The 13,711-nt window shown below is 40.6% G+C and carries 14 protein-coding genes; all 14 read right to left on the bottom strand.

The genetic code is table 11. The annotated features are described in order from the left end of the window. Positions 1–31 precede the first annotated feature (31 nt). The 14 genes from NR795_RS04580 to NR795_RS04515 all read right to left on the bottom strand — a co-directional run bounded on the left by NR795_RS04580 (position 32) and on the right by NR795_RS04515 (position 13,709). Positions 32–304: a PspA/IM30 family protein gene (locus NR795_RS04580; protein WP_257757306.1), complete on the bottom strand. Its 273-nt coding sequence runs from the start codon at positions 302–304 to the stop codon at positions 32–34. A 32-nt stretch (positions 305–336) separates the two neighbouring features. Further along, a complete protein-coding gene (locus NR795_RS04575) occupies positions 337–984 on the bottom strand; it encodes a hypothetical protein (RefSeq protein ID WP_257757305.1) in 648 nt (215 codons plus the stop codon). 9 nt (positions 985–993) lie between these two features. After that, positions 994–1,290 (bottom strand): hypothetical protein, encoded by a 297-nt coding sequence (locus NR795_RS04570; RefSeq protein ID WP_257757303.1) that lies wholly within the window; start codon positions 1,288–1,290, stop codon positions 994–996. 211 nt (positions 1,291–1,501) lie between these two features. Further along, entirely contained in the window at positions 1,502–4,813 is a 3,312-nt protein-coding gene (locus NR795_RS04565; protein WP_257757301.1) for a phage tail protein, read from the bottom strand. Further along, the gene (locus tag NR795_RS04560; protein ID WP_257757300.1) at positions 4,806–5,201 is read right to left on the bottom strand and encodes an ornithine carbamoyltransferase; all 396 of its coding nucleotides are present in this window, start codon (positions 5,199–5,201) and stop codon (positions 4,806–4,808) included. The genes NR795_RS04565 and NR795_RS04560 overlap by 8 nt, the downstream gene beginning before the upstream one ends. Beyond that, on the bottom strand, positions 5,198–5,821 hold the full coding sequence (locus NR795_RS04555) for a DUF2163 domain-containing protein (protein WP_257757299.1): 624 nt from the start codon (positions 5,819–5,821) through the stop codon (positions 5,198–5,200). The genes NR795_RS04560 and NR795_RS04555 overlap by 4 nt, the downstream gene beginning before the upstream one ends. Beyond that, complete coding sequence (locus tag NR795_RS04550) at positions 5,821–6,378, bottom strand: hypothetical protein (RefSeq protein WP_257757298.1); 558 nt, start codon at positions 6,376–6,378, stop codon at positions 5,821–5,823. Before NR795_RS04550 ends, NR795_RS04555 begins: the two co-directional genes overlap by 1 nt. A gap of 129 nt (positions 6,379–6,507) precedes the next feature. Next, entirely contained in the window at positions 6,508–8,721 is a 2,214-nt protein-coding gene (locus tag NR795_RS04545) for a hypothetical protein (RefSeq protein WP_257757297.1), read from the bottom strand. Continuing rightward, positions 8,711–9,010 carry a hypothetical protein gene (locus NR795_RS04540; RefSeq protein ID WP_257758268.1) on the bottom strand — a complete coding sequence of 100 codons (300 nt, stop codon included), beginning with the start codon at positions 9,008–9,010 and terminating at the stop codon, positions 8,711–8,713. The genes NR795_RS04545 and NR795_RS04540 overlap by 11 nt, the downstream gene beginning before the upstream one ends. Positions 9,011–9,105: 95 nt before the next feature. Further along, on the bottom strand, positions 9,106–9,405 hold the full coding sequence (locus NR795_RS04535) for a hypothetical protein (protein ID WP_257757295.1): 300 nt from the start codon (positions 9,403–9,405) through the stop codon (positions 9,106–9,108). Positions 9,406–9,461: 56 nt separating this feature from the next. Then, positions 9,462–9,917 carry a phage tail protein gene (locus tag NR795_RS04530; protein WP_257757294.1) on the bottom strand — a complete coding sequence of 152 codons (456 nt, stop codon included), beginning with the start codon at positions 9,915–9,917 and terminating at the stop codon, positions 9,462–9,464. Positions 9,918–9,974: 57 nt separating this feature from the next. Beyond that, entirely contained in the window at positions 9,975–12,980 is a 3,006-nt protein-coding gene (locus tag NR795_RS04525) for a pyocin knob domain-containing S74 family peptidase (protein WP_257757293.1), read from the bottom strand. A 13-nt stretch (positions 12,981–12,993) separates the two neighbouring features. After that, positions 12,994–13,386: a hypothetical protein gene (locus NR795_RS04520; RefSeq protein WP_257757291.1), complete on the bottom strand. Its 393-nt coding sequence runs from the start codon at positions 13,384–13,386 to the stop codon at positions 12,994–12,996. Continuing rightward, positions 13,386–13,709, bottom strand: coding sequence for a hypothetical protein (locus NR795_RS04515; protein WP_257757289.1), 324 nt, complete (start codon positions 13,707–13,709; stop codon positions 13,386–13,388). The genes NR795_RS04520 and NR795_RS04515 overlap by 1 nt, the downstream gene beginning before the upstream one ends. Between the last annotated feature and the right edge of the window lie 2 nt (positions 13,710–13,711).

Genomic DNA, 13,711 nt, shown 5'->3' with positions numbered 1-13,711 from the left:
CACAACTTAGAAACAAATAACGAAGGGGCTATTATGCCCCTTTGTTACTTTCCAGAATTGCAAGAATACGTTCAACCTTAACATTTAACTGGTTGATCTGTGATTCCAGTCCTCTAAGCATCTTCTTCATTTCGTCCTGCTCTGCTTCCAGACGTTCTATAGTACTTTCAGCTAAAAGCACCTTAGTTTCTACTTGTGATACACGCTCAAGTAGTTCAGATGTATCACCTGATTTATCACGGTAGATTGTCCAGAGTAAACAAAGTCCAGAAATGATGAGAGAAATAATTACACCCATTTCCATAAACTGCCTCATTATTGTTATTATATTATTATTTAGTACCCGGTGAAGTAAGCCAGTGCTATACGCAATCCACTGTTACCCATCGCAGTACGATAAGGTTTCTGAAACCTGTTTATGTACTGTAATTGAAACTGAGTACTACTAAGACGGCGAACTAGTAAACCTGAGTACCCACCCTGAGTACCATCAGATGAGATGTTGCCTGGACACTGACTGATGCAAATCCACGGATCAGCAAACGCTGTGTTTAGCGTCAATGTTGTAGCAAGATCATGGGATGATGGTACTGTAAAAAAATCCATTATCCGTGGCATAGTACCCGCACTTGCTGCACTCCAGATTAGTTGACCTGCTCCATCGAACACATCAAGATACCCACTCTGTATAGCAGTAGTATTTGAACAAATCATAAAGCGGCCTGTATTGGCCTGAAAGAGAGATGCACCCGGAAAACAGTAGCTACCATTCACCTGTGGTTGATACCATCGCAACCCGGTAGCGGGGAAGAAGTCACTTGCCAAAAAACCCAGATTGCCGCCATCGCCAAAATCGCTAATGAACCGATAGAAACCTGTATCTGACAGCCCTCCCATCCCCTTAACGGTACTCATCACAATAGATTTGTTATCTGAATCAATAGTGAGTGCACCGTTTGAATTGTAAACCTCGAAACCTAACATGGTTCCCCCTTAAACTTCATACTTATATATATCAAATGTGAGTGTTGCCGTGTACGGTGATGAGACTGGTAGGTACTGTACTGTGAAGGCATTGTTGCCCGGTATGCAGTAGTAATCATTCCAGTACAGACTGGTACGCAACACTGCTAACCATCCATTAGGACGCATCCCCTGAACAGGTACAGACCATGCATTAGCTCCAGGACCGACGTTAAGATTAACAGTACCGATATAACGCATGTTGTAATCACCAACATCTACTATTAACCTCCCATACTCATCCCAGCATTGAAGACCTTGTGACATAATCAGTCCTTCTTACTGCGTAGGTTTATTTCAATTTTGTCTTTGTATATTTTAAAGGTGTAACCTTCAGGATCAATATTGTTAACTCTCCACCCATTGCTATAAAAGACCCTATCCCCGCTAGTTATTTTCCAACAATTGCTATTGATAATTAAATTCTTATTCATTTCTTATTCCTTAAGATATTGAGGGTTATCCCCTCAACTATTTATTACCATAATCCCATACGCACACGTAAGACACTGTTATTATCATATATTAGGATCTGGTTATTATTGATGATTAGTCTACCTGTACCGCCATTACCATTGATATAGAAAGTACCGTCTTTATTGATTTGCCAACCTGAATAGTTTGGATAGTAATTATTACTTTGAATAGTATTGGCTATCTTTGCATTTGTAATTGCACCATCCTGTATTTTTGCATTGGTAATATGTCCATCAACAATCTTTGATACTGTAATGGAAGCATCACTAATTTTTGCAGTACCTATACTGGCATCAGCGATGATTGCATTATTCAGATATGCGATACCGTTATACACAGCAAAAGGTGCAACAGCATTAGTTGTTACCCCATACGTAGGTGAGATAATAAACCTATCCGCTGCAAAATACATTGCACTGGTATTAGTAGCTCCAGTACTAGCAAGTAGTTTGAAACCAGCAACTACACCATTTGCATTTACACTCATTGTATAGGAACTGTTAACCGTTGCGGCATCGGCCTTAGTACTTAACTGTGTATTAACACTACCGATCTGATTGTTGAAAGTACTTTGCAACTGGGAGATTGATTGTGTCTGTGCACTGTTATTATTTGCTACTGTCTGAGTAAGATTAACAATCTTCGAATTATTATCCCCTACACTAGATTCAACAATACCGATACGCTGACTCATGGCACTATTGTTATCAGTGATCTGAGTCTGTAGTAGTGTCTGACTGGCAGAAATCTTACTATCAAATTCCTGTTTAGTCTGTGTAACTACTGTATTTGTATTCGCATATGCAGCAGCGATTGCATCATCAAGCGTATCAGACAGACGAGTGTTGAGATTCAGAATATCATTAATGTTCTCAACATCCTGTTCCGAGAAATGATAATCACCACTTACAGTGATAGTACTCTCCGGCGTATAGTTTAGATTATCTATTCCAAATATATCGTAATGGGCTAGCTTAACCTTGTATGTTCCCTCAACCAGATTGAAGCTTGTGAACTGTGGTGAAGCAGTATTCATATTCGTTACAGTACTGTTCACTGTGTTCTGAATACTGATATACGTACCGACATAATCCCGCTCTAACTTAGTATCATCCCAATCGACGAACAAAGATTTGTAGCCAGGGGCTATCTTATAGCTACCTGACGGGGCTTTGTGTTGCTTGTTCTCAACGGTGATCTTAACCTCTTCAGAGTACGTACCGCTTGTATAGCCCCTTGCGATAATCCCAATTGTAGGTTTACGAATCCTTGCGGCGTTCTTCTCAAAGGTAAAATCAAAACTGGGTTGCTGCGTATTGTAGGTATACGCGAGAGTATTACCGTTGTAGATCCTTACCTCGTACTGTTTGAAGTACTCAGAAAAGGTACGCCCGTTAACCTTAAGGTTTGTCTGATCGTTCCAGGCAATGTTGAAGTCGCCACTATCCGTCTCGTACTGACTAACTGTGTTGTTCATAAGGTGCAGGCCAGTTACAGCGGCTAAGGCAAAGCTGTAGGATGGTACTAGCCCCAGTAGCGTTAACTTGTCACTGACTAACCCAATGTTTGAGTATGCCGCTACGGCAAAATCATAACGGTCACTATCGCTTAGATTGAATAACTCATAATCGGTTTGATACTTTGAGATGCTACCCGCATACGTCCAGTTTGAAGCATTACTGAGACGGTAGTAGACATAGTAACCCCGTAGGTAAGGATCGGTACTGCCCTTCCAGCTCATCTCCACCACAGAGCCGCTAGTGATGTTACCCATACGGCTAACATTTAATTCTGTAGGCGGTATAACGGTTAGCTGGGGGAAATTAATTACACCACCCGGCGACCAGATACCAACATCGACGCCATCATACATAGCATCAGGTGCTTCAACTGCCGTGATAGTTACATAGCCTACGTTCTCTTGATCGGTTGCTACATCCTTTGACAGTACTTTGAACTTGCCATTAATGGCAAACTCATCATTCTTAACATCAATCGCATCCCATACTTTGAGATCCCAGCCCTCACTGGTAGTGAAGCTGATTGTACGTAATGCATACTTCGCTTTTAATACATCAACATTTACCATCCTTGCCAATGTATCCTGATCGTAACACCATGAGTAATCCCGGCTAAGGGTGATTACCTGCCCATCACTTTTGATCGCTTCGTCTGTCGTAATATCTGATGGGATGCGTAGCACATCACTTGCGTACATCGATAATGGGTTTATAAACTTTGCATCAACTGTGTTGAAATAATCAGTACCGCCACTGGTAGTAATCTGTACTGAACCAACCATATTATGTTCATCGAACGATGCAACAGAGAGTGTTTTACGGTCTGTGGTCATGCATATTTGGCCTGCATGTACATACATAATACCGCCAAAAACTTGCAAGATACTTTCAATGTTTTCTTTATATGTATTTTGATAGCTTATCGCACCATTCGCGTAATATTCTAGTTGATGACAATATGCAGCAGTTTCAATAAACGTATCGAGATTAATCAGTGCTGGCTCAATGCCCATTCCATATATTGTATTAGTCAGATAATCATAAATTATTGAAGGTGGATTTGATGTAGCGAATTTAGTACCAGTAACAAGGGATAATATTTCCTGCCCTTTAAGCTCAACCTGCATCGTAAACTGATCATTTGTTAATAGGTTTTGCTCTAAAGAATCCTGTGTTTTCTTGATTACTGCACTAATAGTGCAAACACCCTTCCCTAAGAATTTATCTGTCCATTTCGGCCCGGCATATTGTTTAGCTAGGGTTTTAGTAGTTTTATAATCACCACCGAATGTTACTTCCAGTTGCAATAGTCCCTGATACTTACCTGCAATGTTAGCAGTAGGTACAACCCCATCGCTTGTAACTGGAACGGCAAGTACTGGCTCATTATCGATATAGATTTGCTCAATATGATTTTGCACGCCTGTGTAACATACTGCCTGTTCACTAAACAGATATTGTGAATCACTGTTAGGTATGTTGTACCAGGTACAGATAGTACCAGTAAGTACAAACGAGCCACCGGATACACCATTTTTATGCGGTAACTCACCCGAATAGATTACGGGTAATCCCGTTGTTGGTGAAGTACTTCGGCTAAGTGAATCAGTTACGTCCCCATATCCCGTTACACCAATTTGCCCTAGCATACTTGTTGCTACAAGGGAGATCGCCCCGGCAGCAGCCCCCCATCCTATTGCAGCTAATGCTGTTCCACCTGTAAAGTAGACGGCAGCCGCAACCACTACGGCAGTAATTAATGCACCTACGAAACCGCCAATTTTTTTACCCATTATCTTGTTTCCTTACTCTGTAATACTTTCCTTTTTTTGGTATTGGTTGAAGTACAAAACCGTTATGTTCGTCATTCACTCCAAGAACGCGACCACTTACAACTACTGCCATGATTAATAGGTTATCTGGATCTAGCCAAATATCACCATCAATAACGTGTGTAACCTCATCACAGTACGCCTCAACGATTTCCCCGGTATGATTCCACCCTTCCTTATTAAGTCCTGCTATACCCTCTTTAACGCTCGTATATTCACGTATGGATAATGATGTTCCTGCGAACAAATCGATAATGCGGAGTACAATTAGGTTGCAATCGTTATCACCAAACTGGTAGGGGGTATCAATCGAGTACTGAATGATTTTCATTAATTTGTTATGTATCATTTGTACCGCCAGATTTGATCCTGATTCACCTGGCCTAATAAGCTAAAGTACTCATCACCTTTATAGAGAGATTGATATACCGAATTGGCTGCAATTAGGGGTGGTTGTCTGTCTAGTTTTTTGTATACGCTGTTAACGTATATGGTCATTTCATTATTTTTCTGATTGGGATCTGCAACTGCCTGTACGTAGTCAATAAAACCACTAAACATACGCATCGAATACAATACAGTACTGTCATAGGGATTAAGGATTACTAGGGTTATGTTCATCTGAGCATCTTTAAGGAATCCACCAAAAGCAAGTGCTCGTGTTGATTGGTTGACATTGCTAACCTTGAAATTGATTGAATCATTACTTATACCTTTCTCTTCTGTAAAAGATGGTAATGAACCGGTAATGATATCGGGGAAGCTAATGTACTTGTTTCCGTCCAGATCAATATCAATAAGTGAATCTGTCCAGTGAAAACCATTTGTACCTTTAGGTAATACATCAAAACATGTTACATGTACACCCAAACTCATAACTTCCATTACTGTAAGGCGTTGTTTGTTACCGCCCCTTACTAAGTTCCAATATCTTAGTAATTGTTTATTCGTTAAAATATTCTCATCCATTAGATAATATTCTCCGTTGCCTTTAGCTGTAGCGTGATGATGTTAGTAATTGGCATTGAGTAATTATTATCTGGATCAAGAACGGCTTCGATCATTAAGTTATCATATATAATCGGTTCGCTTGCCTGTACTGTGTTTTGTAGTGCCGGAAAGACAGTTAATGTATTGCCAGTACTTTCAATGATTCGATAGATTTTCTTGTGATTGGTAAACTGAATTAGTTCACCTACTGCCATTGCATTGTTATTAATACTGATAACACGAGTACCCTTAGCAGCTTCCACTTCACTAGTTAAAGCACCAGTTTGTGATCCACGGTAAGTACTAAAATGACCTAGTGAAAAGGTGAAGGGCATACCCTGGGAGTACTGAGCGAGAAAGCTATTAATTTCACCTACATCAGCTACATTAAAGCTAAGCTGGAATTGCAATTCATAGTACTGAATACCAGTACTTCGCATGATTCGCTGACCTGTCCATGTTTTATTACTATAGATTGGCTCAACGCTTTTGATTTGAAAGTTATTAACCTTCACATTCTTTGAAAAACTTGCCATAAAATACCTCATTAATTTCATAAGGTATTTATAAAAAAAGAGAGCACCTGGCTCCCTCTTTGATTGTTACGTGACTACCTTAGAGAATTAATATCTTTAAAATTAAATCCGTAAGGTAGTCACACGAAATTATGTGTTACGCTTCTGAGCGTCCCTAACCGCCTGATTAACATTGTTGGCGTGCTTCTTCAACATTACCTGAAACTTTGCATCATCATCTGCTACAGCACCCTGTACTATCAATGGTGCGTTGATAGTGATTTCTCCCGCTGAATTACCTGAACTTTGATTATCAAGGAACTGCGTAAGTTTCTTATTTGCCTCCGGCTGTACTACACGTTCGCCAGCCTTCAGTACAAATGATTTATTGTCATAGCTGGAAGGTAATTCATCTATACCACCGTGGAACTGACCACTTGCACCCTTTGCAGTACTGATAATCGACATACCCAGAGATGCAACCTGTGCATACGCCGCTAAGTTTTGTGGAAATGATGTAGCTAAAGCCTGGGCCAGTGCTGACTGGATTGATAAAATTGTTTGACTAATTGTAATGCCTCTTGATACTGCCGCTGCGGCCTTAGCTGCTCCACTACTTTCACCAAATGCTGCAACCATTGCATTAGCTAAAGAATCAGCCGTATTACCAAAAATACTTAATTGATCTTGTGCATTCTGATTACTAATTGTAATTGCCTGGGCGTTATACTTAGCGGTGATTTCTGCTTTTCGCTTTTCATAATCTTCATGACCTTTGAGTAACATATCATTCTGCTGTAACTCCAGATTCATAGCTTCGTTGTTTTGCTGAAGTTGCTGGTCTGTGTTGTTATAGCTAAATGGATTATCACCACTGATACGCTGAGCTTGCTGATCTGCAAGATGATTTTTTTGGCTGGAACCCAATACACCGGAATTTAATAAGTTATTTGTATCCTTTAAACTCTGATTGGGATCTTGATAGCCAATCATTCCATTGACCAAATCGTTACGCTTAGTTAGACCGCTTGCATTTGCTTTATCAATATAATTTTTTAACTGATCTGCCGGAATCCCAAGAGTCTTTGCACTGTCTGTGATTGACTGGATAAGAGCCTTTTGCTGTCTGTCAAACTGCTGTAAGCGTATCTCCGCCCCGGTTTCACCTACCTGTGTTAGAGCTGCCTCAAGGTTACGCTGTGCCTGTAGACGTTTTGTGTTGGCGGCCTTCTCCGCTGCTTCACGCTTCTTACGTTCCTGGTCTGCCTTCTTAGCTGCATCCTCAGCTTCCTTCGCTTTATCCTTCCATCCTTCACGCGGGGCATTAACTACTGCCATATCATTCTGAAGGCTGTTCATCAGAGATTTCAGATTATCTCGCTTCTGCTCAGCTTCGTTGCTTTTACCGTTGTCCATACTGCCCGTATGAAGAGCTGCACCCTGATAGTTTAATGCACCCGCAAGCCGTAACTTCTGCCAGATATCTAGCATATCCTGTAATGACCCCTTCGAGGTTTTGATACGCTCGTTGAGATCTTCAAATAATCCCGCTTCATGGGGTTTCTTGTTAGCTGCGTCCATTACTGCATTCATTGCGTTGACAAGAGGGTTAAGACCATCGGCAACCGTTCCCTTGAGCTGGGTAGTTAGCTTACCCAGATTCTTATCAAACTCTGCGTAGTTCTGGGCGGCCTCGTTACTTACTGCGGCGTTCTGGCTCTGCACATAGTTCATTGCTTCAGTTTCATTTTTGAACTGTTGCAAGGTACTGATCATGTGAGATGAGTCTGAGGCAAGCGTTTCCATGACGTTCACTATCTCAGCCTGAGACTTACCAGCATCACGCATAGCATAGAAGGTATGAATAACTGCTTTCATACCGCCGTCTGCCTGTTTCAGATACTTGTTGTAGTCCTGTAGGTTTAATCCATACTCTTTCAAATCATCTGCAACACCACCGCCAGCCCTGAAACTATCCCCAAGCTTATCAAGGGTGTCTTTATTGAAATCCCCAAGCTTATCGATCTGTAGTCCAAGTCCTGCAAAAGCACTACTGAGCTGCTGAAGCTGTACCACTGATAATCCAGTACTACGGCTAATCTCGTTCATTTCACGGACATATTCACGACTGGAATTGACCATAGCAGTTAGACCGCCGATCCCTATAGCAGTAGCCCCGGCTAATCCGGTCATTGCAGTAGCAAATCCCCCTGCCATACCGCCGAAACGGCTTGTAAGATCACCAACAATCCCACCCGCATTATCTCCAAAATCACGTAATGCATTCTCACCATCACGTAAAGCCCGATTCAGGCCGGACGTATCACCATCAATATCGAATCGGATTCTATTATTATTTGCCATTATTATTTTTTCCTAATGCTTTTCTTTTTATGTATTCACCCAATGCGTTAATGTTATTAGCTTGCTTCTGTTGATTCTCAGCCTCTCGCTTCTCAGCTTTTTCGAGAGTTGATAAGTTTTCAGTACTGAGAATATCCAGAAAATCAAAATCTTTAACTGTGATTTTTTTACGTGATTCACTGGTCAGATTGGGATTATTGATCGAGGTGATATAGCTACTATGAGCATGAAACAACATATCAACATAAGTACCGGAAGGTTCTATATAAGCATCGTAAATCATAAGCATATCGAGCACTTCACTATCCAGGTTAAAGTACTCTTCTGGTGATAGACCTCGCTTATTAACCATTTTGCAGAAGTACTTTAATTGGTCATCACCCCTTACTTTTTTTCAATTTCATCTACTGCATTACTATTACTGACTAGTGCAATGATTGCAGCATAGATTTCATTCTGCATTACAAAATCAATAGCGTTAACGTTAATACGCCCATCAATGTCTTCAGCCGAAAAAATCGGATCGCCGTTCTCATCTTTCACACACAGAATTAGAGTATTTTTGATGTCAGTACAATGTTCAAAATCTCGACCAGTAGGACGATGAATATAGATAGTTGTATCTTCAATCTTAAAAGCATGTAGTTTAGGTTGTAGTTTCTTTTTTAGTTCATTTAAATTCATTTAGTATTCTCCAGTAAAAAGGGAAAGCTTCCGCCTTCCCTTTATTTATTTGTTTATTAAGCTTCTGGTAGAATACCGCTCTTAACTTCCCCGCCATCTACAGCTAAGTTGAATGTCTTTGTAATTGTTTCATCCTTGTTTCCGCCAAGAGTAGTACTGGACACGAAACATGTATACACTACATAAAATCCTGTGGTGTGGGTTTCATCCTCAAAGTAACTTAAGCGAACCTGGCAGCGTTTTTGATCTGCTGCTAATTGCTCTAATTTCTCATGCATTTCATTATCTGGAATGAAATTTACTTTCAATTCGATATCTGGAATGCTTTTCGTACCTAATAGTTTGCGATTGTATTTGCTATTAAAAGTGACTACATCGATTACAGTACTTTCGAAACCTGAAGTAGTAAATGCTGCAACTTCCGGTACTTGTTTAAAATCGGTAGCTACGGTAGCACCTGCTGTACCCAATTCAACTACAAGATTTGCACCAGAAAAAATATCCATTGCCATTTTATATATCCTTATATAATTTTAATTGCGGGGTAAATCCATTTACCCCGATTGTATTTATTTATTAACTAGTAGTGACTGTACTAAAGCTTTTAGTTCATCAATCTGTTTCTGTTGTTCCAGTACAAGGCCGCCGAGGTAGTTTGTAGCAAGTAAATTATCAAGCATGATTGGATTACTATCTAAGGTAAGTTGTTCAATAGTATCTTCCCCTTCAATTTCTTCATTGAATTTGAGAAGTTTCACGTACTCTGGATCAATTGCTTGCATATCCTGTGCAATTACGCCACGGCGAACACGACGCTTTTCATCTGCTTTATATATATATGTGGCAGGTTTAATCTGCATAATATTGTTAAAAGCTACTTTACCATCAGTGTAATCAACATCATCTTTTAATTTAATGTCACAATTTGGATTTTTCTGGTAAATGTAACTTTGCCCGTCAAAACCGCCGACAGCTGATGACCAACTACTAATATCAGCATTCACAGGGTTAAAAACAAAAGCACGACCATATCTATTATCTCCATAACAATACATAGCAACACTTGGCCATGCATTATTACCTCCACTGATAGCACCTATTGAGGTGGATAATCCGTATCCACCAGTTGAAGACGTGCCAAAAGTTAGTGCTGCGGCAAAACCTGAATCATTATTAGTGGTGGTTCTGACAAAATATGGACTAACTCCACTATCACCAGGGGCATTCCACGATCCCATCTGCCCGGATGCGTCATGTTTTTCAGCATGAGATACTCCGCTTGGATACCACATAAAACTTGCTGCCTGACCTAATTCAGGTGAAACAACGTTCATTTGAATAGTAGTCATTGCTGCCGTAGCAGATCGAACAAGTCCCAACTGCCAATAATCTCTGTACCAGTTTCCAGAAATATTATTTACATAACCTCCAGTAACCCCGTCATTAGGAGAATTTTGGAGAATAATTGTTTTATTACCACCAACCTGTGTTAATACCCCTATCGCATTACTCTGCGAGGCGTAAATGTTCCCACTGATTGCTCCACCAGATTTACCATCAATTGTTGATAAACGGATATCATTACCTGCTGCTACGGTCCCAGCTACTGTACCAACGTTAAGTACTGCACTATTACCCAGTCCCATATCATTACGTCTGTCTGCTGCTGTACCATATGTACGAACCCAGGGACTCCATACATTACTGGATGTAGCAGAACTATAATAGCAACGACGCATGTATACATCATCACGTTCAAATGGGTAATACAGTTGGGTACATGAGTTAGGTGTAATTGCATTATTTTGATAAACAATTAATACGCCTGCAACCTGAACTGGATAGTTATTGGAAGGAGTAGCACTGGAGTTAAAATTACAGTAATATTTGCCTTCTTTAGTACCATCAAATGAATTTAAATTATTTCCTGCCTGTAGTGCATTTACATTACTACTGAATGCTCCAACATCTTTTGCAGTTGGGTTGAACCCGGTATGATATATCTGACGATCAATCGAATTACCAACACTATCAACTGCCTGACGGAATAATAATTGAGAGCTGCCATTGATACCGAAAAACTCATCTGCTTTGACCGACTTATCATTGTTATGACGCCAGATCATCGCATGTGCTGATTCACTTGATAGTGATGCACACATTCCGGCATTTGAAGCAGTACGTAATCCCTGAGCTGCTGGCACAACTAACTGCCCGGTCATGGTATCGCCAGTACCATCTACGTAGCGTACATCACTCTCATACTTGCTATACACGTCAAGGTTACTTCGTGCCCCCGCTGCGGTAGTGGCTCCAGTACCGCCAGATTCAATCCCTAATGCATTAGTCAATACTAGTTTGTTGATAACAGATGTTTTATTTCCTGCATCATAGGTGAAAACGTTAGGGCCGCCGGTATTGGTTTCCTGAATACGGAATGATTGCAGATCATTAACGATCACATAGGGAGTACTGCCAGCGTCTGTATCCTGGAACTTGATAGTAGGGTTAGCTGATATGAGCGTAAGAGGATTGTTAGCATTACTGTTGAACGTTGCATTGCCCCCGGTGATCAATACCTGGTCTGCGTTTTGTATAGCCATCGAACCCAAGCCCAGATTATTACGTGCTGTGGGAACGTCAGGTACATCACTAAGATTGCTGGCCTGCACGAGCTGCTTCGCGTTTAGTACCTCAGATAGTCCTACATCACTTTTGCTTAGTGCTACATCCTTACTCAGATCATATCCATTCACGGAACGCTCTACTGGTACTGCCCCAACATCACTAGGCGTCAGTACAATGTCAGTAGTTAGGGGCTTACGGTTTACTGTTCTGGTAAGAGGTACATACCGTGCATCCATCTGTGTAGCCGTATAGATACGAGTCCATGCAGTATTCTGGTTACGTGCAAAGATCCCTAAACTACCGGCTTTTGTCATTGCAATGGCTGCTGTGCTTCCCGCATCAACGAAACCTACACCCATGAGATCCGTACTGGCTGGGTTTCCTGGCATACCTGAAGGTACTTTGATAAAGCCGTTCCCGGTTACTACGTCAGTCTCATATTGAGGAACATCACTACCATTACTGCCAATGCCATAATCACCCTGTATAAGAGGCTGTAGAGAGTTTGCCGTTACTACCCGGCTGACAACTTCAGTAGGCTGGAAAGTGTAGGTCTTAGTTAATACCGTTTCTTTATCACCATTGAGCATAAACGCACTGATAACCCCGTTTAGGATCGCGTAATCTACAGTACCTTCACTCTGCCGATAATTAATAATGAGCTGAAATTCATCCTGATTTTCTGTGCATTCATCCAGAAAGAGCTGTGATTCATCTCCAGTATAATTAACGACAATATCTAATGGTGCAGTATCTTGTTCAGCTAGGAGTATAGAACTGTATTCACTATCGTATGTCTCAACTTCTGTTGTTCTTGATTGAATTTGTAGAGAGGGGAATACAGCTACGTTATTGATTGTTACGTTACCTATTCCCTGTGGTGAACGGTTACCCGTATCTGTGTTGTAGGATAATGTAAGACCATTACCCGTATAAATGTCTGCCATGAATATTCCCTTATTATTTTGATTTTTCTGCAACATGAATATTTATGGTAAAGGCAAGACTAACAGAGCCAGATACTGGATCGGTCACAATATCCCCTTGCTCATATGTGCATGAAAAGATAATTAAACCTGCATCTTTAAAAGCCTTAGCTTTCTCATTATCGAAAGTACTTATAATCTGATCATATTGTACGGATGGTGCAGTATTACCACTATCTGGTTTTGGACTTACCAAGTACTGAATAGTAAATAATCCCGATTTGCGGGATGAACCAAAAGCTAAACTTTCAAAACTGAAATTAAATGCTATCTCATTGAAAACATCTTTATCCCTTGATGTAGTCATATTTTTATCGGCATTGATTAGTAACTTCATTACCTGCCGGACTTTTTTTACTAGTTCCATTAGTAATCCTCTGCGAAGGATTGACCTTGTTCAGTGCGATAGAATACGTTTACCATTCCTGAATGATCATCTTCGATATTGTAAACCACATAATGCACACCATTAATAATAAGAATTGTATTAAGGGCTACATTCGCTGTAGTTAAATCTTCATGTTTCATGCTTACATATGTTTCTGTGCTTTCAATAAATCCACCCACCACATCAATAGAAACGGGAAGTACTTCTACAATTCCAGTAAAAGTACTTCCCGTAGAAGTTTGGATCGTTTGACCGAAAGCATTCAGAAACACATCACATTGTGTGCTCTGAAATGCTCTCATTC

This window comes from Pseudescherichia sp. L3, from assembly GCF_024656065.1.
Taxonomy (GTDB): Bacteria; Pseudomonadota; Gammaproteobacteria; order Enterobacterales; family Enterobacteriaceae; genus Pseudescherichia.
Note: the sequence above shows the minus strand (reverse complement) of the source record. Positions and strands in the feature narration are given on the sequence as shown.